Raw genomic sequence first — 25,072 nt, 5'->3', positions numbered from 1 at the left:
ATGACGAGAATGATTTTCATAAACCTGCCGGTCAGCGACCTTGCAAAGTCGCAGGCCTTTTACGAAGCGCTGGGCTTTGCCAACAATCCGCAGTTCAGCGACGAAGGCAGCGCATGCATGGTGGTGTCGGAGACGATTCACGTCATGCTGCTGACGCACGCCAAGTGGCAGGGTTTTACCGATCGCCCGATCCCGCCCGCGACCATGAGCGAGGTTCTGCTCGCCCTGTCGTGCGACAGCCGCGACGCGGTCGACGCGATGAATGCGGCGGCGGCCGCGCATGGCGGCACCGCCGACATCAACCCGGTGCAGGATCTGGGTTTTATGTACAACCGCAACCTCGCCGACCCCGACGGTCATGTGTGGGAAGCGATGTTCATGGATATGGAAGCCGTGTCGGCCGAATGAGGCCGGTTCACCCAAGCGAATGATAGGGTCCACCCGATGGCTGCGTCAAAACAAGCGGGCAAGTTCGATGCCTATGCCGAAACACTCCCCGAATTTGCGAAGCCGGTCTTCGCTCACCTGCGCGCGCTGGTCCATAGGGCCTGCCCGGAAGTGGGCGAGGAGATCAAGTGGAGCTATCCGCACTTCGTCTACAAGGGCGAGAATCTGTGCATCTTTGCCGCCTATACGACGCATTGTTCATTCAGCTTCGCCAGGGATTCGCTGATGGCCGACGCGCGGCTGAAATCCAACACCGCGCTGCCCGCCGCCAGGCGCTTCATGGGCAAGCTCACGAACCTTGCCGACCTGCCCCCCGACGGCGAGCTGGCCGCGTGGATCGCCGAAGCGATGGCGCTCAACGAGCGCGGGATCAAGCCGGCGCCGCGCCAGTCCGAGCGCCCGAAAATGGTCGAGGTTCCGCCGGCCTTCGCCGAAGCGCTGCACGCCAACCCCGCGGTCAAGGCCGTTTTCGACGCCAAATCGCCCTCGTTCCGGAAAGAATATAATAGCTGGATCGGCGATGCGAAAACCGATGCAACGCGCAGTAAACGTATCGAAGAGGCGCTGGCCTGGATCGCCGAAGGCAAGGGCCGGTTCTGGAAATATGCCAAATAGATGGGTCTTGGCCCGGCGTCACCAGGCGGTTTGGACAGCGTCCGTGTTTGCGAGGCGGCGGTTTCGGGGTGGAAGCGGACGTTAGAGCGCGATGACGCTCGCGGCCCCTCCACCACCGCTTCGCGGCGGTCCCCCTCCCCATCGCAAGTCGATGGGGAGAATCTTACATCCGCCTTCGGTCGAAAGCGGTCATCCCGATGATCGAGGCAACCGTGGGCCGGCGTCGCCCGCACAAACAAAGGGGGCCCGAAACGACCCCCTTTGCCTTGCCCTTTATTCGGTCGGGAAACCGCGCTTTTCGAGCAGCGCCTTGACGTCGGGGTCGCGGCCGCGGAAGGCGCGATAGGCCTCGGCGCGGTCGGTCTCGTTGCCGGTCATGAGCAAAATGGTGCGGAACCTGTCGGCAACGCTGCGGTCCCACGGGCCGCCGGCTTCGGTGAAAGCCGCCCAGGTGTCGGCGTCCATCGTTTCGGACCAGAGGTAGGAGTAATAGCCCGCCGAATAGGCGTCCGAGCTGAACAGGTGGCCGAACTGCGGCAGGCGGTGCCGCATGACGATTTCCTTTGGCATTCCGATTTCGGCCAGCGTCTCGCGTTCGAACCTGTCGACGTCGGTCGGCGGGGTCTTGCGGTCGTGCAGCTTCATGTCGACGATCGCGCTCGCCAGATATTCGACCGTCTCGAACCCCTGGTTGAACTTCTGGCTCGCGAGGATCTTGTCGACCAGCACCTGCGGCATCGGCTCGCCCGTCCGGTAGTGCGTCGCATATTTCGACAGCACTTCGGGGGTCATCAGCCAGTTTTCGTTCACCTGGCTGGGATATTCGACGAAATCGCGCGGCACCCCGGCGAGCGCCGGATATTTGACCTGCTGGAGCAGATAATGGATGCCGTGGCCGAACTCGTGGAACAAGGTCGAGGCGTCGTCGATGCTGATGAGCGTCGGTTCGCCCTGTGCGCCTTCGGTGAAATTATTGTTGTTCGAGGCAAGGACGTTGCGCTCGCCGCCGAGCGACTGCTGGCTGCGATAGGTCGTCATCCACGCGCCCGACCGCTTTCCGTCGCGCGCGAAATTGTCGAGGTAGAAGACGCCGACATTCTCGTTCGTCTTGAGGTTATAAACCTCGAAGGTCCGCACCTTGGGATCGAAAACCGGAATCTGCCCCGTATTCTCGCGGAAGCCGAGGTCATAGAGCCGACCCGCGGCCCAGAACATGCCGTCGACCAGCTTGTCGAGCTGAAGATAGGGCTTCACCTCGCTTTCATCGAGGTCATATTTCGCCTTGCGGACCTTTTCGGCATAATAGCGATAGTCCCATGGCTCGATGGTGATCTTCGGCCCCTTGCCCGCCCTGGCTTCGGCGTCGGCGATCGCCTGCATGTCGGCGACCTCTTCCTTCACGCGCGCGACGGCGGCGGGCCACACCTTCATCATCAGACCCATCGCATTGTCGGGCGTCTTCGCCATCGTGTCGGCCATGCGGTAATGCGCGTGGGTCGGGAAACCGAGCAGTTCGGCGCGCTGCTGGCGCAGCTTCAGGATTTCGGCGATCGTCGCATTGGTGTCGTTGGCGTCACCATTGTCGCCGCGGCCGACGAAGGCGCGCCAGACCTTTTCGCGCAATTTGCGGTTGGTCGCATTCTGCAGCACCGGTTGCGCCGACGAGCGCGTATTCTTGATCGCCCAGTGACCGGCATGGCCGTTGGCCTCCGCCGCGGCGGCAAGCGACGCGACGAAAGCCGGGTCGAGCCCGTCGAGCTCGGCCTTGTCGGTGACGAAGGTGTAGAGCTTTTCATCGCCGAGCAGCTTTGAGGAGAAAGCCGAGAAGAGGCCTTCGAGCTTCGCGTTCATCGCGACCAGCTTTTCCTTGTCCGCCGGGGACAGGTTCGCGCCGTCGCGCACCATTTCGTCATGGCTGCGCTCGACGATGCGGATCTGCTGCGCGTCGAGCCCGCTCGTGTGGCGCTTGTCGTACACCGCCTTGTAGCGCGCGAAGAGTTTGGGATCGAGGAACAGCTCGGTGTAGAAGGTGGTGAGCCTCGGGCTCCATTCGGCGTCGATTTCCTCGACGCGATCGTTCGATTTGTTCGACGTCTGCACGCCCCACATCGCAAAGACGCGCTCCATCGTCTCGCCCGCGAGCATCATCGGGACGTGGGTGTTTTCGAACGTCGGTTCGGCGGGGTTGTCGATCACCGCCTGCACTTCGGCCTTCACCTCGGCCATCGCCTTCTGAAAGGCGTCGGGGAAAAGTTCGGGGTCGAGCTTGTCCCACGGCGGCACCCCCTGATAGGGGCCGGTCCAGGGTTGCAGCAGCGGGTTCTGTCCTGCGGGGACGGTTTTGGCGGCGGCGGGTTCGGCGGCGATGGCGGTGCTCATCGGGCCATAACCCATGATCATCGCGGTGGATGCAAGCATGATCGACAGCTTGCGGGCAAGGCGGGGCGCGCTCTGCGGCATATTCGGATTCTCCCGGTGGAAAAGGTTTCGGACGAAACCATGTCGGGCGGTGGATTAACCAGATATGACAGCGATGCGCAAGTTTCGGGTTGCCGCGCGATTCTCCAGCCCTCCCCATCGACTTGCGATGGCGAGGTGGCAGACCGCAGGGCTCACCGAGGGGTCGAGCGCGCAGCGCTCGCTGACGCTCGCGACCCCTCCACCACCGCTTCGCGGCGGTCCCCCTCCCCATCGCAAGTCGATGGGGAGGATATTTACCCCGCGAACATTTCCTGCGCGAGCCCCGGCACCTCTACGTCGAACATAAAGACGCCCCCCGCGTGCGGCTGCCCCGCACGCTCCGCATCGGTCAGATTCTTGCCCGCGCTGGTGACGAAGGCGGTTTTGAGGTCGGCGCCGCCAAAGGCGATCATCGTCGGGCGCTGCACCGGCAGGTCGACCGTGTGCAGCAATTCGCCCGCCGGCGACAGGCGCACGACGCGCCAGCCGTCCCACAGCGCCGACCAATAGCAGCCCTCGGCATCGACCGCGGCGCCGTCGGGGCGGCCCTCGCCCTCGGCAAAGCGATGGAACAGCCGCTTGCCGCCCAGCGCGCCGGTCGCCGGATCGACGTCATAGGCGTGGATAGAGTGCGTCGGCGTGTCGGCATGATAGAAGATGCGCCCGTCGGGGCTGAACGCCGCGCCGTTGCTCGTCATCAATCCGCCGAAGATTTCGGTGAGGGTGCCATCGGGATCGAGCCGGTACAGCGCCGCGTCGCGTTTCGGCTTGTCGCTGGTCAGGCTGCCGACCCACAGCCGCCCTGCCGCATCGACGCGGCCGTCGTTGAAGCGCTGGCGCGGCTTGTCGGCCAGCACCGGGGGGCCGAAGGGCCGCGGCGCGGCGCCCCAGTCGTCGATGAGCGCGCAGCCATTTTCGAGCGCGGCGACGAGGCCGCCGTTCGCGCGCGGCGCGATGCAGCCGACCTGTTCGGCGAGTTCCATCACCGCGTCGGTCCCCGTCGCCGGATCGGTGCGGTGGATTTTGCAACCCTCGATATCGACCCAGTAGAGGCGCGCTTCGGCTGCGTGCCAGAAGGGCGATTCGCCGAGCAATGCGCGGGCGTCGAGGAGCAGTTGGACCATGGCCGAGTCTTAGCGCGGGAGGGCGAGGGTGCCCAGCGGTTGCAAAGCTATTCAGCGCGCTGAGAACATGGGTCTTCGGCAGGGCGCGGAACGTCTCTTATAGAGGCCGTCATCCCGGCGAAGGCCGGGACCTCACCCTCTCGACATGACGCACCGGCGAGATCCCGGCCTTCGCCGGGATGACGAAGTATGGAGAGTGGAGCTTGGTTCCTTGGCGTTACAACGCTGTCCGACCAGCGCCGTGTCCCGCTCCGCTCCATAATAGGGACGGCGACGCTGAAACTTTCATGCCGTAGCGGCATTTTTACTTGACGTGGACGTAAACGTAAGGTCTCTTGACGATCAAAGATGCGGCCGACTCCCCGGCTTCGTTCGGCCGCGCCCAAGGGAAAGGAACCAGATGTCGCTCGATAGCCTCTCGCGCACCGCCTATACCGACGATCATGAGGCCTTCCGTTCGACGGTCCGCCAGTTCCTCGAAAAGGAAGTCGCGCCCAACCAGGCGCAATGGGCCGAGGACGGCATCGTGCCCAAGAGCCTGTGGCCCAAGGCCGGCGAGCTGGGCCTGCTCTGTCCGACGGTGCCCGAGGAATATGGCGGGCTGGGCCTCGACTTCGGCTACAACGCGATCGTCGACGAGGAAAGCGCCTATTATGGCCGCGTGACGACGGGCTTTTCGCTCCAGTCGGACATCGTGACCAACTATATCGTCCGCTATGGCAGCGAGGAGCAGAAGAAGCACTGGCTGCCCAAAATGGTGTCGGGCGAGGTGATCACCGCGATCGCGATGACCGAACCGGGCACCGGCAGCGACCTGCAGGGGATGCGCACGACCGCGAAAAAGGATGGCAACCATTATGTCATCAACGGGTCGAAAACCTATATCACCAACGGCCAGAACGCCGACCTGATCCTCGTCTGCGTCAAGACCGATCCCGACGCCCGGCCCGCGTGGAAGGGCGTGTCGATCGTGCTCGTCGAAGCCGACCGCGATGGGTTCGAGCGCGGCCGCAACCTCGACAAGATCGGACAGGACGAGGCCGATACGTCCGAGCTGTTCTTCAACGATGTGCGCGTGCCGATCACCAATTGCCTCGGCGAAGAGGGGCAGGGTTTCATCTATCTGATGAGCGAGCTTCCGCAGGAACGCCTCTCGATCGCGATCAGCGCGCAGGCCTCGGCGCAGCGCGCCTTCGACGACACGGTCGAATATACGCGCGAGCGCAAGGCGTTCGGCAAGCCGATCCTCGATTTCCAGAACAGCCGCTTCGTGCTCGCTGATCTGAAGGCGAAATTGCAGGTCGGCTGGGCGCATCTCGACTGGGCGCTCGCGCGGCACCTGAAGAAGGAACTCACCCCCGAAGAGGGCGCCGCGGCGAAGCTGTGGCACACCGAACTGCAATGGGAGGTGATGGACAAATGCCTCCAGCTGTTCGGCGGCGCGGGTTATATGAACGAATATCCGATCGCCCGCGCCTGGCGCGCGGCGCGCGTGACGCGCATCTTCGGCGGCACGAACGAGATCATGAAGGAACTGATCGGGCGGAAGCTTTAGGCCGTCGCCCCAGCGAAAGCTGGGGCCGCCATCGTCCGAAAACCATCGAGCGATCCCAGCTTTCGCTGGGATGACGAACAGGAAACGAAAGGACTCCCAAATGGCCACAGCCTATATCGTAGACGCCGTCCGTACCGCCGGTGGCAAGCGCGGCGGCAAGCTTGCCGGCGTCCACCCCGTCGACCTCGGCGCCGCGGTGTTCGATGCGATCGCCGCCCGCAATGATTTCGACACGTCGAAGATCGACGACGTCATCACCGGCTGCGTGTCGCAGGGCGGGCAGCAGACGATGGATCTGGGCCGCAACGCCGTCCTCGCCTCGAACCTGCCCGACTCGATTCCGGCGGTGACGATCGACCGCCAGTGCGGATCGTCGCAGCAGGCGATGATGTTCGCGGCGCAGGCGGTGATGTCGGGGACGCAGGACATCGTGCTGGCAAGCGGCATCGAGAGCATGACGCGCGTGCCGATGGGCAGCGTCGCTACCTTGTTCATCAAGGAAGGGCTCGGCCACTACAAGTCCGAGCGGCTGGAGGAAAAATATCCCGGTATCATGTTCAGCCAGTTCATGGGCGCCGAAATGATCGTCCAGAAGCATGGCTTCACCAAGGACGACCTCGACGCCTTTGCGCTCGAAAGCCACCGCCGCGCGAAGGCGGCAACCGAAGCGGGCAAGTTCGAGCGCGAGATCGTGCCGATCGAAATCGAAACCCCCGAAGGCCGCGAGCTGCACAAGGTCGACGAGGGCATCCGCTTCGACGCGACGCTGGAGGGGATCGCCGGGGTGAAACTGCTCCAGGAAGGCGGCGCGATCACCGCCGCGACGTCGAGCCAGATCTGCGACGGCGCATCGGCGGTGCTGATCGTCTCCGAACAGGCGTTGAAGGATCACGGCCTGACCCCCCGCGCGCGCATCCACCATGTCTCGGTAACGGCGGGCGACCCGGTGATCATGCTGGAAGAACCTTTGTTCGCGACCGAAAAGGCGCTGAAGCGCGCGGGCATGACGATCGCGGACATCGACGCCTATGAGGTCAACGAGGCCTTTGCCCCGGTGCCGCTCGCCTGGATGAAATATCTCGGCGCCGATCATGCGCGGCTCAACCAGCACGGCGGCGCGATCGCGCTCGGCCACCCGCTCGGCGCCAGCGGCACCAAGCTGATGGCGACCCTGCTCGGCGTGCTCGACGCCACGGGGGGCAGATACGGCCTCCAGACGATGTGCGAAGGCGGCGGCCAGGCCAATGTCACGATCGTCGAGCGGCTTTGATATCTTCATGTGCTCCTGCGAACGCAGGAGCCCAGGGTGGGATGGCGCCGACGCTGCGTTCTGACGCCCCGGGTTCCGGCTTTCGCCGGAACGCGCAGCTATTTTATGGAAAGGATGTCCGCATGAAACTTGATTCCACCGTATCCGCCGTCGTCACCGGCGGCGCCTCGGGCCTTGGCGCCGCGACCGCGCGCGCGCTCGCGGCGAAGGGCGTGAAAGTCGCGATCTTCGACCTGCAGGAAGAAAAGGGCAAAGCCATCGCCGAAGAACTCGGCGGCATATTCTGCGAATGCAACGTCACCGATGACGCCAGCGTCGACGCCGCCTTTGAAAAGGCGCGCGCGGCGATCGGGCAGGAACGCATCCTCGTCAATTGCGCGGGCACCGGCAATGCGATCAAGACCGCGAGCCGCAGCAAGGAAGACGGCAGCATCAAGCATTTCCCGCTCGATGCCTTCAACTGGATCATCCAGATCAACCTCGTCGGCACCTTCCGCTGCATCGCCAAGTCGGCGGCGGGAATGCTGACGCTCGATCCGATGGCGGACGGCGAGCGCGGCGCGATCGTCAACACCGCATCGGTCGCGGCCGAGGACGGCCAGATCGGTCAGGCGGCTTACTCCGCGTCGAAGGGCGGCGTTGTCGGCATGACGCTCCCCATCGCGCGCGACCTCGCGTCGGAGAATATCCGCGTCAACACCATCCTTCCGGGCATCTTCGACACCCCGCTCCTCGCGGGCGCGCCGCAGAATGTCCGCGATGCGCTCGGCGCCTCGGTGCTCAATCCGAAGCGGCTGGGCGTGCCCGATGAATATGCCCATCTTGCGCTGTGCATGATCGAAAATGGCTATTTCAACGGCGAGGACGTCCGCCTCGACGGCGGCATCCGCATGGGTCCGCGCTGACATGCCCAAACCGGAAAGCTGGCGGCTGAACCCCGCCAGCTACCCCGTCTGCGCCGAGTTCCAGACGCGCTTTCAGGACATGGACATCAACGGCCATCTCAACAATGTGGCCTTTGCCGCGCTGTTCGAAAGCGGCCGTGTGCTGATCAACCGGCAGGTGCGCCCGCTGGGCGAGCGCCCTGCGAACGAGCGCACGATGGTCGCGGCGGTCGAGATCAACTATCTGGCCGAGGGCCATTTCCCCGACCCGGTACAGATTGCGACCGGCATCGGGCGGATCGGGACGTCGAGCTGGACGATCGTGCAGGCGATGTTCCAGAACGGCCGCTGCATCGCCACCTGCGACACGGTCGTGGTGTGCCGCACCGATGGCGCGGCGAAACCGCTGCGCGCCGCGATGGTCGCGGAGCTGGAGGCGACGATGGCGAGGCCAGTTTCGCTGCCTCCCCCATAGAGGGGGAGGGAATCACAAATCAAAGCTTCGTGTCCGCATCAGGCACCGATCGGATCAGGTCGCGCGCGAAACCGATCAGCCCGATCTGGCGGCGGCGCTTCAGCCGTTCGGCGCGCAGGATCGCCATCACCTCGCCATAACATTCGCCGACATGGTCGTTGATCAGCACATAGTCATAACCGTCCCAGTGGCTGATCTCGTTCGCGGCGCGCGCCATGCGCGCGGCGATCACCTCGTCGCTGTCGGTCCCCCGCGCGCGCAGGCGGCGTTCGAGTTCCTCCATCGTCGGCGGCAGCACGAAAACGCGCACGACGTCGGGCCCGGCCTCCTGATAGAGTTGCTGTGCGCCCTGCCAGTCGATGTCGAACAGCACGTCCTTGCCCGCGGCGAGCAATTCCTCAACCGGCGCGCGCGGCGTGCCGTAGCGGTGGCCGAACACATGCGCCCATTCGAGGAAGGCCCCGTCGGCGGCCATTTTCTTGAAGGTGTCGGTGTCGACGAAATGATAATGGACGCCATCGATCTCGCCCGGCCGCGGCGGTCGCGTGGTCGCGGAGACCGAAAGGGCAATGTCCTTGTCCTCCTCCAGCATCATGCGCGAAATGGTGGTCTTGCCCGCGCCCGACGGCGAGGAAAGGACGAACAACACGCCGCGGCGGTTGAGGTGGACGCTATCTGCCATGCGCGCTAATTGCGCGGGAGGGCACGCCGGTCAAGCGGCAAGCGCGGACATGGGGGCATGATGGTCGGGGGGATTTCGCGAACGGGCTGGCTGGTCGCCGCAGCGCTGGTCGCGCTGCTCGCGGCGATCCTGATCTTCATGGGTCGCCCGCCGATCTGCCCCTGCGGCACGGTCAGCCTGTGGCACGGCACCGTCCAGTCGAATCAGAACAGCCAGCAGATTTCGGACTGGTACAGTTTCAGCCACATCATCCACGGCTTCATCTTTTACGGCGTGCTGCGCTGGATCATGCCGGAGCGTGCTCTGTGGGTGCCGCTCGCCATCGCGATCGGGACCGAAGGGGCGTGGGAGATCCTCGAAAACTCGCCGCTGATCATCGACCGCTATCGCGAAGTCACGATGGCGTTCGGCTATTCGGGCGATTCGGTGCTCAATTCGGTGAGCGATACGCTGTTCATGGTCGCGGGCTTCCTCGCCGCGGGCCGGATGCGCTGGTGGGTGACGGCGGCGCTCGCGATCGCCTTCGAGCTTTTTACGCTGTGGACGATCCGCGACAATCTGACGCTCAACGTGCTGATGCTGGTCTCGCCCGTCGAGGCGATCAAGGATTGGCAGGCGGGGGGTTGAACGCCCCATCCCTTGAAAGCTGATTCCGGCGAAGGCCGGGATGACCGAAGAAAAGCCAGTCGAAGGCTTTTGACGACTTTCAGTGGATAGCCGGGCGCTTTCCATCAGCATCGAGCGGAATCGCGGGCGGCAACGCGTCGCCGATCGCCTGCCCATCGGTTGGCGCCTCGATGGTCCCGGCATAGCTGTCGACGACGCCCGCTTCGACCAGTTCCGGGTCGGCCGCGTGCGCCGCTTCGGCCGCGCGGCGCGCCTCGGCGCGTTCGGCCCATTTCCTGGTGAGATAGGCGCCCGCGACGGTCGCCGCGAGCAGGGCGTAACGCTGCGGGAACAGGCGGCGCGCGGCCATCAGCGTTCCCGCGCCGATGATCGTCCCGGCGATGGGGTGGTTGCCACGCTTGCGGCCGATCGCCCGGCCCACCATACCGCCAATGATCCGACCCATCATCCTCGTTTCTCCTTCACCCCATCAATTCGCCGAAGGCGGTCCGGGTTCCGGCCCCAGCATCGTGCGCGGATCGACGAGGCGGTCGAAGGTCGCGGCATCGACATAGCCAAGCTCCAGCGCGGCCTCGCGAAGCGTGCTCCCCGACTCATGCGCATGTTTGGCGATCTTTGCCGCCTTGTCATAGCCGATTGCGGGGGCGAGCGCAGTGACGAGCATCAGCGAGCGGTTCATCAGCTCGTCGATGCGCGGGCGATTGGGCTGGAGTCCCGCGACGCAATGTTCGGTGAAGCCCGCCATGCCGATGGCGAGCAGCTCGATCGAGCGGAGCACATTGGCGCCGATCAGCGGCTTGAAGACGTTAAGTTCGAGATGCCCCTGCATTCCCCCGACGGTGACTGCCTGATGGTTGCCGATCACCTGCGCGGCAACCATCGTCAGCATCTCGCACTGGGTCGGGTTGACCTTGCCGGGCATGATCGAGCTGCCGGGCTCGTTCGCGGGGAGGTCGAGCTCGCCCAGCCCCGCGCGCGGGCCCGATCCGAGCAGGCGGATGTCGTTGGCGATCTTGGTGAGCGCGACCGCAAGCGTGTTCAGCGCGCCCGAGAAAAAGACGAGTCCGTCGTTCGACGCCAGCGCCTCGAACTTGTTGCGTGCGGGTTCAAAGGCGATGCCCGTCGCGCGCGACAGCTCGGCGGCGATCGCGGCGTCGAAACCGGCAGGCGCGTTGAGCCCGGTGCCGACTGCTGTGCCGCCCTGCGCGAGCTTGCAGATATTGTGCGTCAAGGCCCCTTCGATCCGTGCGCGGCAGGCGATCAGCTGCTGGACATAGCCCGAAAACTCCTGCCCCAGCGTCAGCGGGGTCGCGTCCTGAAGGTGCGTGCGGCCGATCTTGACGATGTCGGCCCACGCGCGCGCCTTGGCGTCGAGCGCATCGGTCAGGGCGATCAGCGACGGCAGCAGCCGCGCGGTCGTTTCGACCGCGACCGCGACGTGCAGCGCGGTCGGAAAACTGTCGTTCGACGACTGGCCCATGTTGACATGGTCGTTGGGATGGACCGGCGCCTTGCCGCCGCGCGTGCCCGCGAGCGCCTCGTTGGCCAGCCCGGCGATCACCTCGTTCGCGTTCATGTTCGACTGGGTGCCGCTGCCCGTCTGCCAGATGGCGAGCGGGAACTGGTCGTCGTAACGCCCTGCGGCGACCGCATCGGCGGCCTCCGCGATCGCATCTGCCAGTTTGAAATCGAGGCCGTGCGACCGGTTGACGCGCGCAGCGGCGCCCTTGATCCGCGCGAGCGCGTGGATGATCGGCACCGGCATGCGTTCGTGCGCGGGAAAGGCGAAATTGTGGCGGCTGCGCTCGGTCTGCGCGCCCCAATAAGCATCGGCGGGCACCTCGATCGCGCCGATGCTGTCGCTTTCGGTTCGCGTCGCGCTCATGCCGCGAGCATCCTTGTCACCAGCACCGCCCCCGCCCAGATCATCGCAACAAGGCCGAGCATCTGCCAATATCCCATGTCGCCGACGCGGCGGCGAAGCCAAGCCGCGACGAGCCAGACGAGCAGCAGCGCGGGGGTTAGAATCAAAAGGCTGAAACGCAGCAGCCCGTCGGCGATCTGCCCACGCGGCCCGCCGCCCTCGAACAAGGCATAACCTTCGACCCCCCACCAGAAGGCGGCGGTCAGGATGACCATCCCCGCGAGGGCCCAATATTGCCAGAAGCGCGTCGGCGGCCACAGATTGGCCACGGCGCTACCTCTTCTTGCCGAAGTCCACCGTCACGACGTTCGACCCGTCCTCGGTCGATACCTCGGGGCGATCATTGTCGGCTTCGTCATGCGGTTCGGGCTCGGCGGCGCCATCGTCGCTGACCTGGAACTGCAGGCCGAAATCGACCGACGGATCGACGAAGGCGGTGATCGCGGCATAGGGAATGATCAAGGTCGATGGCGTCTGGTTGAACGACAGTCCGACGCTGAAATGATCCTCCTCGACGGTCAGATCCCAGAAGCGGTTCTGGAGCACGATCGTCATTTCATCGGGGAACTTGGCGACCAGATGCGCGGGAATATCGACGCCGGGCGCCTGCGTCTTGAAAGTGATGTAGAAATGATGTTCGCCGGGCAGGCTGTCGGTCCCCTCGACCTGCGACAGCACGCGGCCGACCACCGCGCGCAGCGCATCCTGCACGATTTCGTCATAGGGAATCAGGCTGTCGCGAACGTCGTCACTCATGGCCGAGGGGGATGGACGGGCAGCGTTCGCGGGTCAAGGGGGGAGAGTCGCCTTGCAACGCGAAAAATAGCGTCTAAGGGGCATGTCATGCGAACCGCCACCGTCCAGCGCACGACCAAGGAAACGGATATCGCGATCACCGTCAATCTCGACGGGACGGGCGATTATTCGGTGTCCACCGGCATCGGTTTCCTCGACCATATGGTCGAACAATTGTCGCGCCACTCGCTGATCGACATCTCGATGCAGGTGAAGGGCGACCTCCATATCGACCAGCATCACACCGTCGAGGATTCGGCGCTCGCATTGGGCGAAGCGGTGGCCAAGGCGCTCGGCGACAAGCGCGGGATCGCGCGTTACGGCGAGGCGCACGCGCCGATGGACGAAACGCTGACGCGCTGCGTGCTCGACATTTCCGGGCGCCCGCACTGCGTTTACAAATCCAGCTTCTCGCAGCCGCGGCTGGGCGAGATGGACACCGAGATGTTCCCGCACTGGTTCCACAGTTTCGCGCAGACCGCGGGGATCACGCTGCACATCGAAACGCTCTATGGCGAGAATAACCATCATATCGCCGAAAGCATGTACAAGGCGCTGGCCAGGGCGCTGCGCCAGGCGGTCGAGATCGATCCGCGCAAGGGCGATGCGATTCCCTCGACCAAGGGCGTGCTCTAGGAGCCGTCCATGAGCGTGATTGCCCTGATCGACTATGGCGCGGGCAATCTTCGCTCGGTGCATAATGCGCTCGTCGCGGCGGGCGCGGACACTGTCGCCGTCACCGCCGACCCCGATGCCGTGGCCCGGGCCGACCGCATCGTGCTGCCCGGCGTCGGCGCGTTCGCGGCGTGCATGAACGGGCTGTCGGCGATCGACGGGCTGATCGAAGCGATGGTGCGCCGGGTGCGCGGCGAAGGTGCGCCCTTCCTCGGCATCTGCGTCGGGATGCAATTGCTCGCCGATTCGGGCGAAGAGCATGGTCGGCATCCCGGCCTCGGCTGGATCGGCGGCACGGTGCGCGCGTTCGACCCGCAACCGGGCCTCTGCATCCCGCACATGGGCTGGAACGATGTCGTCCCGACGTTCGCGCACCCGGTGATCGCGGTGGGCGAAGCCTATTATCTCCACGGCTATCATTTCGCGGACGCGGCGCATGTCGCCGCGACGAGCAGTCACGGCGGTCCCTTCACCGCCGCCGTGGCGAAGGACAATGTCGTGGGTGTCCAGTTTCATCCCGAAAAAAGCCAGGCCTATGGCCTCGCGACGCTCGAAAGGTTCCTCGCTTGGCGGCCCTGACCATCTTCCCCGCGATCGACCTCAAGGCCGGACAGGTGGTGCGGCTGGCCGAGGGCGATATGGACCGCGCGACCGTCTATGGCGACGATCCGGCGGCGCAGGCGCGGCGGTTCGCGGATGCAGGCGCGACGCACCTGCATGTCGTCGATCTCGACGGCGCCTTTGCGGGGGCGAGCGTCAACGGCGCGGCGGTCGAAAGCATCATCGCCGCCTTTCCGGGCCAGGTGCAGGTCGGCGGGGGCATCCGCGACCGCGCGGGGGTCGATCGCTGGCTGGCGCTCGGCGTCGCGCGGGTGATTATCGGCACCGCGGCGCTCAAAGACCCGGAGTTCGTAAAGTCGGCGGCGCGCGACCTGCCCGGCCGGATCGTCGTCGGCGTCGATGCGCGCGATGGCATGGTCGCGACCGAGGGCTGGGCCGATGTATCGGACGTGCGGGTCGAAGATCTGGCGCGCCGCTTCGAGGATGCGGGCGTCGCGGCGCTGCTGTTCACCGATGTCGGGCGCGACGGGCTGCTGAAAGGCTGCAATGTCGCGGCGACGGTGGCGCTGGCGGGGGTCGTCGATATTCCGGTGATCGCGAGCGGCGGGGTTGCGGGGATCGAGGACATCCACGCACTGCGGCCCCATGTCGCCGATGGCATCGAGGGGGTGATTACGGGGCGCGCGCTCTATGACGGGCGGCTCGATCTGGCCGAGGCGATTGCGGCGGGTGCGGCATGAAACATGCCTCCCTCCCCGTTCGTGTCGAGCGAAGTCGAGACACCTCGACGGACAGCGCCATGCTGCCGGGTGTCTCGATTTCGCTCGACACGAACGGATTTGGTGGGGTGACCCAATGACCGTCCGCGTCCGCGTCATCCCCTGCCTCGACGTCGCCGACGGGCGCGTGGTCAAGGGCGTCAATTTCGTCGACCTGCGCGACGCGGGCGATCCGGTCGAGGCCGCACGCGCCTATGACGCCGCGGGCGCCGACGAGCTTTGCTTCCTCGATATCAGCGCCAGCCACCAAGGCCGCGGCACCCTGCTCGACCTGGTCAGCCGCACCGCCGAAGTCTGTTTCATGCCGCTCACCGTCGGCGGCGGGGTGCGCAGCGCCGAGGATGCACGCGCGCTGCTGCTCGCGGGCGCCGACAAGGTGGCGGTGAACAGCGCCGCGGTCGCGCGGCCCGAACTGGTCGCCGACATTGCCGACCGTTTCGGCAGCCAGTGCGCGGTGGGCAGCATCGACGCGCGCCGCGTCGAGGATGGCCGCTGGGAAATCTTCACCCACGGCGGGCGCAAGCCCACCGGGATCGACGCAGTGGAGCACGCCGTCCGCCTTGCGACGCTCGGCGCGGGCGAGCTGCTCGTGACCAGCATGGATCGCGACGGCACCAGGGACGGCTACGACCTCGCGCTTACCCGCGCGATCGCCGATGCGGTGAGCGTGCCGGTGATCGCGAGCGGCGGCGTCGGCAATCTCGACCATCTGGTCGCCGGCGTGATCGAGGGCGGCGCGAGCGCGGTGCTCGCGGCGAGCATCTTCCACTTCGGCGAAGCGACGATTGCCGAGGCGCACGCGCGGCTGGCGGCGGCGGGGTTGCCGGTGCGGTCGCCCATTTGATCGGCAGGCTGTGATATGCAGCCTGTGCCCCCGCGAAGGCGGGGGCCGCCAGCAACCTTGCGCTACGCCGACAGCGGTCCCCGCCTTCGCGGGGACGACGATTTCTGACTCACGTCTTCCGAACGAACACCGTCCCCGCGCTGTAACCCGCCCCGAACGAACAGATCAGCCCGGTGTCGCCCGCGACCATATCCTCATGGTGGAGGTGAAAGGCGATGATCGACCCTGCGCTCGATGTGTTGCCATAGGTGTCGAGCACGATCGGGCTTTCGTCCTCGCTCGCCTCGTGCCCCAGAACGCGATGCGCGATCAGCCGGTTCATGTTGACATTCGCCTGATGGAGCCACAGCCGCCGCATGTCGCGGCCCTCCAGCCCCAGCTTTTCCATTTCCCCGACGATCATGCTGGCGACCATCGGCACGACTTCCTTGAACACCTTGCGCCCCTCCTGGACGAAGAGCTTGTCGGTTTTCGGTCCCGACTGGTCGATCCCGCCATGCGTGCGGTTGAGGAAGCCGAAATTGTTACGGATATTGTTCGAAAAGACGGTCTTCAATCTGGTGCCGAGGATGTCCCAATGGCCGTCGGGCGCGATCGCCCTGTCCTCGACAAGGATGGCGGTCGCGACGTCGCCGAAGATGAAATGGCTGTCGCGGTCGCGCCAGTTCAGATGCCCCGAACAGATTTCGGGGTTCACGACGAGCACGCTCCGCGCGTGACCCGCGCGGATATAATCGGCGGCGGTCTGGATGCCGAAGGTCGCCGACGAGCAGGCGACATTCATGTCGAACCCGAAACCGTCGATGCCGAGCGCGTCCTGGATTTCGATCGCCATCGCCGGATAGGCGCGCTGCATGTTCGACGCTGCACAGAGCACGGCATCGACGTCGCCCGCATCGCGGCCCGCGCGCGCGAGCGCGTCCTTCGCCGCCGCGACGCCGATTTCGGCGAGGATCGACAGCTCCCCGTTGCCACGTTCGGGCAGGCGCGGCGCCATATGTTCGGGATCGAGAATGCCCGCCTTGTCGACAACATGGCGCGAGCCGATCCCGCTCGCCTTTTCGATGAACTCGACGCTCGATTCGGTCAGTTCTTCCATCTCGCCCGCGGCGATCGCGGCAGCATTTTTTCTATTGTGCAGCGCAACATACCGATTAAAACTGGCGACAAGTTCTTCGTTGGAGATGCGTTCGGCGGGGGTGAAGAGGCCGGTGGCGGAAAGGACCGGCTGCGGTGCGTGCGACATGGCGGCTCTCGTGTCTAATGGTTCGGGGCACGAGGATTAGGCCCGGTCGCGACGCCGCGCAACGCCCCGGCATGGGCTGAATGCGCGCCGACGCGATGGTTAACCTGCCGCTAACGATTTTGGTGGCACAATGTTGGATGCAGGCCTCCGGGGGGATGGCTCCCCGGGCGCCGAGCGGGAGCATGACGATGGCGACGCGATCCGGACCGGCCGCAGGCGACCTGTCCCTTTCGGAAATCAAGGAGTTCGCGGGCTTTCCCGCGGGGACCCAGCGCTATATCCGCCGGTCGCTCGACATCGGGCTCGCCCGCGAGGATGCGATCGCCCGCTGGTCGCGCGACATGGTCGAGGAAACCGCGATCCGCGTCCAGGCCAAGGTCTATCAGCGCATTGCCGAAATCCGCGCCCACATTCCCGACGACAGCGGCCTCGACGCGCTCGAAGGCTTCATGGCGCCGCTCGTTGCGGTGTCGGCGTTCGATCTGGGGCAGGACCGGCTGCCGGGTTTTTCCGCCTATCGCTTCCTTTACGAGCGGCTGCTCGGCGCGCATGCGCGGCCGTGGTTGCCCGGCGCCTTTTGCGCGGCGGCGTCGCTGCCGCATCTGCACCCCGACAAGCGCAAGACGCTGCTCCAGTCGATCAGCGAAGCCGCCGCGACGGCGCCGGGCTGGTCGGCGCGCGAACCGAGCTTCTATCCCGAATGGGTCGACAAGATCGACGAGACCAGGCCGGCGAACTGATCAGCGGCGGTTTCGCGGGGGCGACGGCTGGTTTCGGCCGCAACCCGCCGTTCGATCAAGCCAGCGCCCGGTACAGCCCGAACGCGCTGGTCGCGGTCAGCACGGTGCCGACCATCACCAGCATCAGCTTGGGCGAAAAACGCTTGGCCATCATCGCGCCGATCGGCGCCGCAACGACACCGCCGATGATCAGGCCCAGCGTCGGGCCGAGGATATCGTCGAGGCCGAGCTGCCAGATGAAGGCGAGCGAGACCGCAACCGCGAGGAAGAACTCGACGCTGTTCACCGTACCGACGATCTTGCGCGGCTCGCCGCCCTGCACAAGCAGGTTCGAGGTCACGACCGGTCCCCAGCCCCCGCCGCCCGCGGCATCGAGAAAACCGCCGACGGCCGCGAGCGGCGCGACGACTTTCGGCCTCGCGATCTTCGGCGGATACAGGAGGCCGCGCACCAGCAGCCAGATACCGATCAGCACCAGATAGCCCAGCACGAAAGGCTTCACCACCTCGGCGTGGAGCGATGTGAGCACATAGGCGCCCGCGACGCCGCCGATCACGCCGGGGATGAGCAGGCGGAGAAAGAGCGGCCAGTCGATGTTGCGATGGAACAAATGGCTGAGCCCGGACGCGCCGGTGGTGAAAATCTCGACGACATGGATGCGCGCCGAGGCGGTCGCGGGCGGAACGCCAAGCACCGCGACGAGCAAGGTGTTGCAGATGACGCCAAACGCCATGCCGAGCGCGCCGTCAACGAGCTGCGCGGCAAAGCCGATCAGAATGAAGGGAAGCAGCGCGGCGAGGTCGATGGCGGCGGGATCGATCATATGGTTTCCCAACTCATTAAGTTGACAAGTTGCTGCCGCGATTCCTCGCGCCGCGCCAGCCCAATTTTTCTGCTGGCGATGAAGGGATTTGTTTGTGCGGCAAGGCGATGCGCGCCAAAGGGTCAGCGGGTTATGTCGTCGGGGAGATTGTCGCGCACATAGTCGATGAAGGCGCGCAGCTTGGGCATCACCTGCTTGCGGCCGGGATAATAGAGAAAGAGGCCGGAGGTCGAGGCGGCATAGTCGGTGAGCACCAGCTCGATTTCGCCCGCGTCGACCATCGCCGTCGCCATCGGTTCGGCCATCATGCCAAGCGCGACACCGGTGCGCATCGCGACGAGCGACGCGCTCCAGTCGTTGACGATCACCGGGCCGGTCACCGCGACGTCGAACTCGCGATTCCCCTTTTCAAAGGTCCATGGCATCAGCGCGCCGGTGGCGAGGCGAAAGCGGACGCAGCGATGCTCGCGCAGCGCCTCGGGCGTTGCGGGGCGGCCATGGCGCGCGAAATAGGACGGCGCGCCGGCGACGACGAAGCGAAAGGGGCCGGTCAGCCGGACCGCGACGACATCGGCGTCGAGCGATTCGCCCATCCGCACCCCGGCGTCGAACCCGCCCGCGCTCAGATCCGACAGCGCGTCGTCGGCATAGATTTCAAGCTCGATTTCGGGATAGGTTTCGCAAAAGCCCGCGATGATCGGTTCGAACAGCGGCTGCACCGCGCCGCGCATCAGATTGATGCGCAAGCGTCCCGCGGGACGGTTGCCGAGGTTGCGCGCCGCCTCATAGGCGTCGGCAAGCCCCGAATAGGCAGGTGCGGCGCGTTCGAAGAACATCTCGCCCGCCTGGGTCAGCCCGACGCTGCGCGTGGTGCGCATGAACAGCGGCGCGCCGACGCGCGCCTCGAGCGCCTTGATCGTCTGGCTGATCGCCGAGGGCGAGACGCCGAGGTCGGCCGCCGCGGCGGAAAAGCTCCGCCTTTCCGCAACGCGCAGGAAAGCTTCGATCCCGTCGAGCGCCCCATGGGGGATTGTTAAATCCTGCTTCAAGGCACTTGCAGATTATAGAGGATTATCTAAGTGCGCAAGCGCATCTATAAAGGTTGCACAACGAAACGAAAGGAACCTCTCCCATGTCCTACAAGCTCTCCGCTTTCCGTCATTTCCCCTCCGCCTTTGCCATCGTCGCCGCGTCGGCGCTCGCCTTTGCCGGGCTGATGGCATCGACCACCCCCGCCTATGCCCAGTCGGGCGGCGATTATCGCTGCGCGGGCCTCGCCGAACAGGCGCATGTCGCGGCAAACGGCCTCGAAGGCGCCAGGCAGTCGAGCGCAAAGCGCTTTGTTTCGACCGGCAAGAAGCTGTGCGAAGCGGGCAATGAACGCGCCGCCGCCAAGCAGTTCCGCGCCGCGCTGAAGATCGCCGGCGTCGCCGAAGTCGAAACCGACAGCCAGCTGGCCGCGCGCTAACAGGCGGCGCCACGACAAGCCAGGACAGAATCTCCGGACCGTCCTCTCCCTCTCCCCCGACGGGTCCACAAACTGGGGCGGCACTCGATACGAGGCCGCCCCATTTATTTGTGCGTGGCCGGGGCGATCAGCGACGCCGCCAGCGGAAATACCAGACTTCGTGCCCCTGTGCGCGCGCCTTGGCTTCGTAGCGCGTTTCGGGCCAGCCGCCGGGCCGCACCTGAAAATCGCGCGCATCCTTTGCCAGCCATTCGAACTGATGCCGATGACGGCGCATCACCATCAGCGCGTGCCGGAGGTAAATGGGGTGGTCGGTGCCGAAACGGAACTCGCCGCCGGGTTTGAGCTTCGCGGCGATCAGGTCGAGCGGACCGTCGTTCATCATCCGCCGCTTGGCATGGCGCGCCTTGGGCCAGGGGTCGGGGTGCAGCAGATAGACGAAGGCGAGGGCGCCGTCGGGGATGCGCCGCAGCACCTCCAGCGCGTCGCCATGGTGGATGCGGACATTGCCGAGCGGCGGGTGCTGGCCATGATCGCCCGCGACATGGACGAGCGCCTGCGCAACGCCGTTGATAAAGGGTTCGGCGCCGATGAAACCATGGTCGGGCAGCATGTCGGCGCGCGCCGCCATATGCTCGCCGCCGCCAAAGCCGATTTCGAAATGCAGCGGGCGGTCGAAGCCGAACAACCGCCGCGCGGTGACCTCGCCGTCCAGCGGCACCGCGATCTGTGGCAACAGCGTATCGACCAGATCCTGCTGGCCGGCGCGCAGCGGCTTGCCCTTCGATCGGCCGTAAAGGCGGTTGAGGGTCGTCGGATCGCCGGGTTTGTGCGCAGTCATGGCGCGCGCGTTAGCGCGGGCAAGCGGGGGCGGCAAGCGCAGTGGGTCCGTGGCGGGGCGGGACAAGGCACCCCGGCCCGGTTCACACCGCGAGCGCGGCTTTCAGCTTGTCCACCAGGTCGGTGCGTTCCCACGGGAAGGCGTCGCCGTCGGCCTGGCGGCCGAAATGGCCATAGGCGGCGGTCTGGCGATAGATCGGCTTGTTGAGGCCAAGGTGGGTGCGGATGCCCTTGGGCGTCAGGCGGACGAGCTGTGGGAGAACGGCTTCGATGCGGCCTTCGTCGACCGTGCCGGTGCCGTGGAGGTCGACATAGATCGACAGCGGCTCGGCGACGCCGATCGCGTAGCTCAATTGGATCGTGCAGCGGCGCGCGAGGCCCGCGGCGACGATATTCTTCGCCAGATAGCGCGTGATATAGGCCGCCGAGCGGTCGACCTTGGTGGGATCCTTGCCGCTGAACGCGCCGCCGCCGTGCGGGCTCGCGCCGCCATAGGTGTCGACGATGATCTTGCGCCCCGTGAGGCCCGCGTCGCCGTCGGGCCCGCCGATCTCGAAGCGGCCGGTCGGGTTGATGTGATAGACGGTGTTCGCGGTGAGCAGTTCGGCGGGCAGCACGTCGGCGATCACGCCGAGCACATATTTGCGCAGCTCGGTATATTTCGCCTCGTCGCCTTCGCCATTGTGGAAATAATAGCCCGGCGCGTGCTGCGTCGACACGACGATCGCGGTCGCCTCGACCGGGCGTTCGTTGGCATAGCGCAACGTGACCTGGCTTTTCGCATCGGGTTCGAGGAAGGGCGCGATCCCCGCCTTGCGGTCGGATGCCATGCGCTCGAGGATCTTGTGGCTGTAGTCGAGCGTCGCGGGCATGAAGTCGGGCGTTTCGTCGGACGCATAGCCGAACATGATCCCCTGGTCGCCCGCGCCTTCGTCCTTGCCCGCGCCTTCGTCAACGCCCTGCGCGATCTGCGGCGACTGGCCGTGCAGATTATTCTCGAAGCGAAACCGGTTCCAGTGGAACCCCGCCTGTTCATAGCCGATCTCGCGCACCGTCCGGCGCACCGTCGCCTCGATCTCGTCGAGCGCGCCGGGCGCCCATTCGCCATCCTCGAACACGCCCTTGCAGCGGATTTCGCCCGCGAGCACGACGAGCTGCGTCGTCGTCAGCGTCTCGCACGCCACACGCGCTTCGGGATCTTTCGCCAGGAACAGATCGACGATCGAATCGCTGATCTGGTCGGCCACCTTGTCGGGATGTCCTTCGGACACGCTTTCGGAGGTGAAGAGGAAGCTGTTGCGCATGGGGGGCCTTTGCGAGGGGATATAAAGGAAGCTTTATGTTGGGTGGCTGTTAGCGTCCGCGCCGCCGAAAGGCAATGGCCAGCGCGAGCAGCGCGAGCGCGAATCCGACCGGCAGCGCGTTGCCGAAGCGCGCGAAAAGCGTCGGTTCGTGCGCGGGCGGCACGATCGTGTCGATACGCCCCGCGGCGTGCATCGGCAGCGATTGCACGATGCGGCCGTCGGCATCGATCACCGCGCTGATCCCCGTCGGCGTCGCGCGGACGACGGGCAGCCCCTCCTCGATCGCGCGCAGGCGGGCCTGCGCCAGATGCTGCGGCGGCCCCCACGATCCGAACCAGGCGTCGTTCGACGGATTGAAGATGAAGGCGGGGCGATGGTCACGGTCGACGACCTGCCCCGAAAAGATGATCTCGTAACAGATTTGCAGGCCGATGCGGCCGAAGGCGCCGAGGTCGATCGTGCGCGGTCCCGGGCCGGGCCAGAAATCGATGTCGCCGGGCGCAAGCCGCGACAGTCCGATCGCCGAGAGGACGGGTCGCATCGGCAGATATTCGCCATAGGGAACGAGATGCGCCTTGTCATAGCGCGGCCCCAGCGTGCCATCGGCGTGAAGCGTCATCACCGCGTTGCGCGCGCCGACGACCTCGCCCCCCTCGTCCATTTCGAGCTTGAGCGCGCCGAGCAGCATCACGTCGCCCGCGTTCATCAGGTCGGTGATCCGCCGCCGCGCCTCGGCGGGCGAGCGCTCGTAATAGATGGCGGGATAGCCCCATTCGAGATAGTCGGGCACCGCCGCCTCGGGCCACAGGATCAGCCGCGGCGTGTCGTCCATCGGCGTCGTCAGCCGCGCGAGCTTGGCGAAATTGGCGTCGGCCTTGCTCCCCTCCCATTTGTCCTGCTGGCCGATATTGGGCTGGACGACGGTGATGGGGGTGGCATCCGCCGCTGCCGGTGGTGAGGACGAATGGTCTGGCAGCAGATAGACCAAAGCCAGAAAGCCGGCGATGACAGCACCAGCAGCCAATTGTTGTTGAAGCTGGGATTGAGGACTCGGTTCCGGGAGCGAATCTTTTCTTCGGATGCGTTCCACACCCGATCCGACCACCCACAGCACATAACCCGCCGCCAATATCACGGTGGCCGACGCACCATAGGAGCCGATCAATCGCAGCAGGCCCAAAAAGTCGCCGGTTGTTGCGACAAGCGGATTCCACGCGAAACCTGTAAACACCCAGCTGCGCAGCCATTCGGTGAGCGTCCACAGCGCGGCAAAGGCGAGGACGAAGGACAGCGTCGCCCCCGCGAAGGCGGGGGCCGCCGTCGGCCTTGCGCCATCGTCGCCGGATAAACCGCCAGCGGCCGTGGCGGGAGTCACGCGTCTCCCGCCACCCTGCGCGGGGGCGACGATTTTTTGCGTCAGCCACGCCCCCCACGCCGCCAGCGCCGGATACACCGCGAGATACAGCGCGAGCAGCAGAACCGCGATCCACCCCAGCCAGGCGGGCATCGCCGCCTGATAGGTAAAGGCGGTCGCGATCCAGTTGAGGCCGACGACGAAATGACCGACGCCGAACGCCCAGCCGGTCCCGAAGGCGCGCCAGCCGCGCGGGCTGCGCGCGACGATCGCCATCCAGCCGCCGAGCGCGAGCAAGGTCAGCGGCCAGAGGTGCAGCGGCGCGAAGCCCGTCGCCGAAACGGCGCCGAGCAACAGGGCGAGGGACTTTGGCCAGCGGTCGGCCAAAGCGGCGATGCGGGAGCGTGTCGCGGTCACGCGCGCTCTCTTAGCGGCGGCGCGCGGGCGCCACTAGAGCATATATTTCATCCTGATCGACTGGTGCATGTCGCCCGCGACCGCAAAACTGGCCGATTTGAAACTCGGCGGGCCAACGGTGATCGTCGGATTGCGCGAAAAGCCGAAGCCTTCCCTGGGCAGGAAGATCGCCTTGTCCATCTTGTTGTTGCCATTTTCGTCATGGACCACCGCGATCGCATAGGTGCCCGTGGCGGGCGCATGGATGTCGAAGCGCGCGGCATCGGCGGCTTTCACCGCCATGCGCACCGAAGCCTTGTCCTTGCTGCAATCGGGAAAGGCGCTCGCCTGGGTCGTCAGGCAGACGAGCAACTGCCCCCTGGCGCTGCGCAGCCCGGTAACGCTGACCTCAACCGTCGGCGGCGGCGGGGCGTTCGCCGTCACGGCGCACAGGATCAAAGCGGCCAAGCCCGATGTCCGTGCCGCACGCGCGATCCCAGAAACGGAAATAAAGTCCATAATTCCCCCGGTAGACGGCATGATGCGCCTGGTGATGCGTCGCGGTTATCAGCCAGCGCCCTGCTGGTCCATGAACAAGCGCGCGCGGAAACATCTCCCACCCCATATGATTGCCGACCCCCATGATCGTCATGATCGCCAGAACAAGGCCCAGCACCGCGACATGGATGGGAATGACAAAAACGAGCGCAGGGATGACGATGGCGCCGGTGACTGCCTCGATCGGATGAAAACTCATCGCCGCCCAGGCGGTCGGCGGGCGGCTCGCATGATGGACGGCGTGCGCGAGGCGGAACAGGCGCGGGCGGTGCATCCAGCGATGCGTCCAGTAAAACCATGTGTCGTGGAGCAGCAGATAGAGGAGCAGGCTGACGGGCAGATACCAGAGCGGAAAGGCGCCCACGTCGGCATAGATGCGCGTCCAGCCATGCGCCTGCCATCCCCAGGCGACCACGCCAGCGGGGATGCCGTAAATGGCGGCGCTGGCAAGGCTCCAGCCGATCTCGCGGCGCATCTGCGGTTCGAGCCCGCGATAGAGGCCGGGGTGCCTAAGGCGCGTGGCGAAGGCGAAGGCGCCGCTGGTCACAAGATAGCGCACGCCCACGATGGCGGTCATCGCAAGCGCGGACAAAAGGATCGCCCAGCCGGTCATGGCGGGAGGCTAG

General features: G+C 65.6%; 28 protein-coding genes. 13 read left to right on the top strand and 15 right to left on the bottom strand.

Going from position 1 to position 25,072, the window contains the following annotated elements; translation table 11 throughout:
- Both SALA_RS16055 and SALA_RS16050 read left to right on the top strand, forming a co-directional pair.
- Window positions 1–408, top strand: coding sequence for a VOC family protein (locus SALA_RS16055; RefSeq protein ID WP_011543428.1), 408 nt, complete (start codon window positions 1–3; stop codon window positions 406–408).
- Between the two features lie 36 nt (window positions 409–444).
- Window positions 445–1,062 carry a YdeI/OmpD-associated family protein gene (locus tag SALA_RS16050; RefSeq protein ID WP_011543427.1) on the top strand — a complete coding sequence of 206 codons (618 nt, stop codon included), beginning with the start codon at window positions 445–447 and terminating at the stop codon, window positions 1,060–1,062.
- 273 nt (window positions 1,063–1,335) lie between these two features.
- Here the strand turns inward: SALA_RS16050 and SALA_RS16045 are convergent, their stop codons facing one another.
- Together SALA_RS16045 and SALA_RS16040 are read right to left on the bottom strand one after the other, a co-directional pair.
- Window positions 1,336–3,522 carry a M3 family metallopeptidase gene (locus tag SALA_RS16045; RefSeq protein WP_011543426.1) on the bottom strand — a complete coding sequence of 729 codons (2,187 nt, stop codon included), beginning with the start codon at window positions 3,520–3,522 and terminating at the stop codon, window positions 1,336–1,338.
- Window positions 3,523–3,776: 254 nt separating this feature from the next.
- The gene (locus tag SALA_RS16040; RefSeq protein ID WP_011543425.1) at window positions 3,777–4,646 is read right to left on the bottom strand and encodes an SMP-30/gluconolactonase/LRE family protein; all 870 of its coding nucleotides are present in this window, start codon (window positions 4,644–4,646) and stop codon (window positions 3,777–3,779) included.
- Between the two features lie 400 nt (window positions 4,647–5,046).
- On the opposite strand from SALA_RS16040, the gene SALA_RS16035 reads away from it, so the two are divergent.
- From SALA_RS16035 to SALA_RS16020, 4 genes are all read left to right on the top strand, one after another.
- On the top strand, window positions 5,047–6,201 hold the full coding sequence (locus tag SALA_RS16035; protein ID WP_011543424.1) for an acyl-CoA dehydrogenase family protein: 1,155 nt from the start codon (window positions 5,047–5,049) through the stop codon (window positions 6,199–6,201).
- 100 nt (window positions 6,202–6,301) lie between these two features.
- Window positions 6,302–7,471 (top strand): acetyl-CoA C-acetyltransferase, encoded by a 1,170-nt coding sequence (locus SALA_RS16030; RefSeq protein WP_011543423.1) that lies wholly within the window; start codon window positions 6,302–6,304, stop codon window positions 7,469–7,471.
- Between the two features lie 122 nt (window positions 7,472–7,593).
- Window positions 7,594–8,376 carry an SDR family NAD(P)-dependent oxidoreductase gene (locus SALA_RS16025; protein ID WP_041384219.1) on the top strand — a complete coding sequence of 261 codons (783 nt, stop codon included), beginning with the start codon at window positions 7,594–7,596 and terminating at the stop codon, window positions 8,374–8,376.
- Between the two features lies 1 nt (window position 8,377).
- On the top strand, window positions 8,378–8,830 hold the full coding sequence (locus SALA_RS16020; protein ID WP_011543421.1) for an acyl-CoA thioesterase: 453 nt from the start codon (window positions 8,378–8,380) through the stop codon (window positions 8,828–8,830).
- 19 nt (window positions 8,831–8,849) lie between these two features.
- Here SALA_RS16020 and gmk read toward each other — a convergent pair whose 3' ends face one another.
- Window positions 8,850–9,512 carry a guanylate kinase gene (gene gmk / locus SALA_RS16015; protein WP_011543420.1) on the bottom strand — a complete coding sequence of 221 codons (663 nt, stop codon included), beginning with the start codon at window positions 9,510–9,512 and terminating at the stop codon, window positions 8,850–8,852.
- 60 nt (window positions 9,513–9,572) lie between these two features.
- Here gmk and SALA_RS16010 point away from each other — a divergent pair, with 60 nt between their 5' ends.
- Window positions 9,573–10,139 carry a DUF2585 domain-containing protein gene (locus tag SALA_RS16010; RefSeq protein ID WP_011543419.1) on the top strand — a complete coding sequence of 189 codons (567 nt, stop codon included), beginning with the start codon at window positions 9,573–9,575 and terminating at the stop codon, window positions 10,137–10,139.
- A gap of 79 nt (window positions 10,140–10,218) precedes the next feature.
- On the opposite strand, the gene SALA_RS16005 is transcribed toward SALA_RS16010, so the two are convergent.
- From SALA_RS16005 to SALA_RS15990, 4 genes are read right to left on the bottom strand one after another with little or no spacing between them, the layout of a single operon-like run.
- On the bottom strand, window positions 10,219–10,587 hold the full coding sequence (locus tag SALA_RS16005; protein ID WP_011543418.1) for a hypothetical protein: 369 nt from the start codon (window positions 10,585–10,587) through the stop codon (window positions 10,219–10,221).
- A gap of 21 nt (window positions 10,588–10,608) precedes the next feature.
- The gene (fumC, locus tag SALA_RS16000; RefSeq protein WP_011543417.1) at window positions 10,609–12,024 is read right to left on the bottom strand and encodes a class II fumarate hydratase; all 1,416 of its coding nucleotides are present in this window, start codon (window positions 12,022–12,024) and stop codon (window positions 10,609–10,611) included.
- Window positions 12,021–12,332 (bottom strand): hypothetical protein, encoded by a 312-nt coding sequence (locus SALA_RS15995; protein ID WP_011543416.1) that lies wholly within the window; start codon window positions 12,330–12,332, stop codon window positions 12,021–12,023. Before SALA_RS15995 ends, fumC begins: the two co-directional genes overlap by 4 nt.
- Window positions 12,333–12,336: 4 nt before the next feature.
- Window positions 12,337–12,819, bottom strand: coding sequence for an SspB family protein (locus SALA_RS15990; RefSeq protein WP_011543415.1), 483 nt, complete (start codon window positions 12,817–12,819; stop codon window positions 12,337–12,339).
- A gap of 87 nt (window positions 12,820–12,906) precedes the next feature.
- Between SALA_RS15990 and hisB the strand changes: the two genes are divergently transcribed.
- The 4 genes from hisB to hisF all read left to right on the top strand — a co-directional run bounded on the left by hisB (window position 12,907) and on the right by hisF (window position 15,717).
- Window positions 12,907–13,494: an imidazoleglycerol-phosphate dehydratase HisB gene (hisB, locus tag SALA_RS15985; RefSeq protein WP_011543414.1), complete on the top strand. Its 588-nt coding sequence runs from the start codon at window positions 12,907–12,909 to the stop codon at window positions 13,492–13,494.
- 9 nt (window positions 13,495–13,503) lie between these two features.
- On the top strand, window positions 13,504–14,112 hold the full coding sequence (gene hisH, locus SALA_RS15980; protein ID WP_011543413.1) for an imidazole glycerol phosphate synthase subunit HisH: 609 nt from the start codon (window positions 13,504–13,506) through the stop codon (window positions 14,110–14,112).
- On the top strand, window positions 14,100–14,834 hold the full coding sequence (gene hisA / locus SALA_RS15975) for a 1-(5-phosphoribosyl)-5-[(5-phosphoribosylamino)methylideneamino]imidazole-4-carboxamide isomerase (protein WP_011543412.1): 735 nt from the start codon (window positions 14,100–14,102) through the stop codon (window positions 14,832–14,834). The genes hisH and hisA overlap by 13 nt, the downstream gene beginning before the upstream one ends.
- Before the next feature lie 115 nt (window positions 14,835–14,949).
- Window positions 14,950–15,717 (top strand): imidazole glycerol phosphate synthase subunit HisF, encoded by a 768-nt coding sequence (hisF, locus tag SALA_RS15970; RefSeq protein WP_011543411.1) that lies wholly within the window; start codon window positions 14,950–14,952, stop codon window positions 15,715–15,717.
- A 109-nt stretch (window positions 15,718–15,826) separates the two neighbouring features.
- Here hisF and SALA_RS15965 read toward each other — a convergent pair whose 3' ends face one another.
- On the bottom strand, window positions 15,827–16,963 hold the full coding sequence (locus SALA_RS15965) for a beta-ketoacyl-ACP synthase III (RefSeq protein ID WP_011543410.1): 1,137 nt from the start codon (window positions 16,961–16,963) through the stop codon (window positions 15,827–15,829).
- A gap of 188 nt (window positions 16,964–17,151) precedes the next feature.
- On the opposite strand from SALA_RS15965, the gene SALA_RS15960 reads away from it, so the two are divergent.
- On the top strand, window positions 17,152–17,703 hold the full coding sequence (locus SALA_RS15960) for a hypothetical protein (protein ID WP_011543409.1): 552 nt from the start codon (window positions 17,152–17,154) through the stop codon (window positions 17,701–17,703).
- Between the two features lie 55 nt (window positions 17,704–17,758).
- On the opposite strand, the gene SALA_RS15955 is transcribed toward SALA_RS15960, so the two are convergent.
- Window positions 17,759–18,526 (bottom strand): sulfite exporter TauE/SafE family protein, encoded by a 768-nt coding sequence (locus SALA_RS15955; RefSeq protein WP_011543408.1) that lies wholly within the window; start codon window positions 18,524–18,526, stop codon window positions 17,759–17,761.
- Window positions 18,527–18,648: 122 nt separating this feature from the next.
- Window positions 18,649–19,575, bottom strand: a complete 927-nt coding sequence (locus SALA_RS15950; RefSeq protein WP_011543407.1) for a LysR family transcriptional regulator — start codon at window positions 19,573–19,575, stop codon at window positions 18,649–18,651.
- A gap of 83 nt (window positions 19,576–19,658) precedes the next feature.
- Here SALA_RS15950 and SALA_RS15945 point away from each other — a divergent pair, with 83 nt between their 5' ends.
- Complete coding sequence (locus tag SALA_RS15945) at window positions 19,659–19,994, top strand: hypothetical protein (RefSeq protein WP_011543406.1); 336 nt, start codon at window positions 19,659–19,661, stop codon at window positions 19,992–19,994.
- A gap of 127 nt (window positions 19,995–20,121) precedes the next feature.
- Here the strand turns inward: SALA_RS15945 and SALA_RS15940 are convergent, their stop codons facing one another.
- The 5 genes from SALA_RS15940 to SALA_RS15920 form a co-directional block, all read right to left on the bottom strand.
- Entirely contained in the window at window positions 20,122–20,835 is a 714-nt protein-coding gene (locus tag SALA_RS15940; protein ID WP_041383459.1) for a tRNA (guanine(46)-N(7))-methyltransferase TrmB, read from the bottom strand.
- 82 nt (window positions 20,836–20,917) lie between these two features.
- Window positions 20,918–22,138 (bottom strand): methionine adenosyltransferase, encoded by a 1,221-nt coding sequence (gene metK / locus SALA_RS15935; protein WP_011543404.1) that lies wholly within the window; start codon window positions 22,136–22,138, stop codon window positions 20,918–20,920.
- 49 nt (window positions 22,139–22,187) lie between these two features.
- Entirely contained in the window at window positions 22,188–23,909 is a 1,722-nt protein-coding gene (gene lnt, locus SALA_RS15930; RefSeq protein ID WP_011543403.1) for an apolipoprotein N-acyltransferase, read from the bottom strand.
- Window positions 23,910–23,942: 33 nt separating this feature from the next.
- On the bottom strand, window positions 23,943–24,332 hold the full coding sequence (locus SALA_RS15925; protein WP_011543402.1) for a DUF2141 domain-containing protein: 390 nt from the start codon (window positions 24,330–24,332) through the stop codon (window positions 23,943–23,945).
- Entirely contained in the window at window positions 24,298–25,059 is a 762-nt protein-coding gene (locus tag SALA_RS15920) for a sterol desaturase family protein (protein ID WP_011543401.1), read from the bottom strand. The genes SALA_RS15925 and SALA_RS15920 overlap by 35 nt, the downstream gene beginning before the upstream one ends.
- Window positions 25,060–25,072: the final 13 nt, after the last annotated feature.

Source organism: Sphingopyxis alaskensis RB2256, from assembly GCF_000013985.1.
Lineage (GTDB): Bacteria > Pseudomonadota > Alphaproteobacteria > Sphingomonadales > Sphingomonadaceae > Sphingopyxis > Sphingopyxis alaskensis.
The sequence above is the reverse complement of the archived record's forward strand: the minus strand, read 5'-3'. Positions and strand labels throughout refer to the sequence as shown.

Coding starts and splice junctions, on each gene's coding strand:
- SALA_RS16055 (WP_011543428.1), top strand. CDS start 1: ATGACGAGAATGATTTTCATAAACCTGCCGGTCAGCGACCTTGCAAAG.
- SALA_RS16050 (WP_011543427.1), top strand. CDS start 445: ATGGCTGCGTCAAAACAAGCGGGCAAGTTCGATGCCTATGCCGAAACA.
- SALA_RS16045 (WP_011543426.1), bottom strand. CDS start 3,522: ATGCCGCAGAGCGCGCCCCGCCTTGCCCGCAAGCTGTCGATCATGCTT.
- SALA_RS16040 (WP_011543425.1), bottom strand. CDS start 4,646: ATGGTCCAACTGCTCCTCGACGCCCGCGCATTGCTCGGCGAATCGCCC.
- SALA_RS16035 (WP_011543424.1), top strand. CDS start 5,047: ATGTCGCTCGATAGCCTCTCGCGCACCGCCTATACCGACGATCATGAG.
- SALA_RS16030 (WP_011543423.1), top strand. CDS start 6,302: ATGGCCACAGCCTATATCGTAGACGCCGTCCGTACCGCCGGTGGCAAG.
- SALA_RS16025 (WP_041384219.1), top strand. CDS start 7,594: ATGAAACTTGATTCCACCGTATCCGCCGTCGTCACCGGCGGCGCCTCG.
- SALA_RS16020 (WP_011543421.1), top strand. CDS start 8,378: ATGCCCAAACCGGAAAGCTGGCGGCTGAACCCCGCCAGCTACCCCGTC.
- gmk (WP_011543420.1), bottom strand. CDS start 9,512: ATGGCAGATAGCGTCCACCTCAACCGCCGCGGCGTGTTGTTCGTCCTT.
- SALA_RS16010 (WP_011543419.1), top strand. CDS start 9,573: ATGGTCGGGGGGATTTCGCGAACGGGCTGGCTGGTCGCCGCAGCGCTG.
- SALA_RS16005 (WP_011543418.1), bottom strand. CDS start 10,587: ATGATGGGTCGGATCATTGGCGGTATGGTGGGCCGGGCGATCGGCCGC.
- fumC (WP_011543417.1), bottom strand. CDS start 12,024: ATGAGCGCGACGCGAACCGAAAGCGACAGCATCGGCGCGATCGAGGTG.
- SALA_RS15990 (WP_011543415.1), bottom strand. CDS start 12,819: ATGAGTGACGACGTTCGCGACAGCCTGATTCCCTATGACGAAATCGTG.
- hisB (WP_011543414.1), top strand. CDS start 12,907: ATGCGAACCGCCACCGTCCAGCGCACGACCAAGGAAACGGATATCGCG.
- hisH (WP_011543413.1), top strand. CDS start 13,504: ATGAGCGTGATTGCCCTGATCGACTATGGCGCGGGCAATCTTCGCTCG.
- hisF (WP_011543411.1), top strand. CDS start 14,950: ATGACCGTCCGCGTCCGCGTCATCCCCTGCCTCGACGTCGCCGACGGG.
- SALA_RS15965 (WP_011543410.1), bottom strand. CDS start 16,963: ATGTCGCACGCACCGCAGCCGGTCCTTTCCGCCACCGGCCTCTTCACC.
- SALA_RS15960 (WP_011543409.1), top strand. CDS start 17,152: ATGGCGACGCGATCCGGACCGGCCGCAGGCGACCTGTCCCTTTCGGAA.
- SALA_RS15955 (WP_011543408.1), bottom strand. CDS start 18,526: ATGATCGATCCCGCCGCCATCGACCTCGCCGCGCTGCTTCCCTTCATT.
- SALA_RS15945 (WP_011543406.1), top strand. CDS start 19,659: ATGTCCTACAAGCTCTCCGCTTTCCGTCATTTCCCCTCCGCCTTTGCC.
- SALA_RS15940 (WP_041383459.1), bottom strand. CDS start 20,835: ATGACTGCGCACAAACCCGGCGATCCGACGACCCTCAACCGCCTTTAC.
- metK (WP_011543404.1), bottom strand. CDS start 22,138: ATGCGCAACAGCTTCCTCTTCACCTCCGAAAGCGTGTCCGAAGGACAT.
- SALA_RS15920 (WP_011543401.1), bottom strand. CDS start 25,059: ATGACCGGCTGGGCGATCCTTTTGTCCGCGCTTGCGATGACCGCCATC.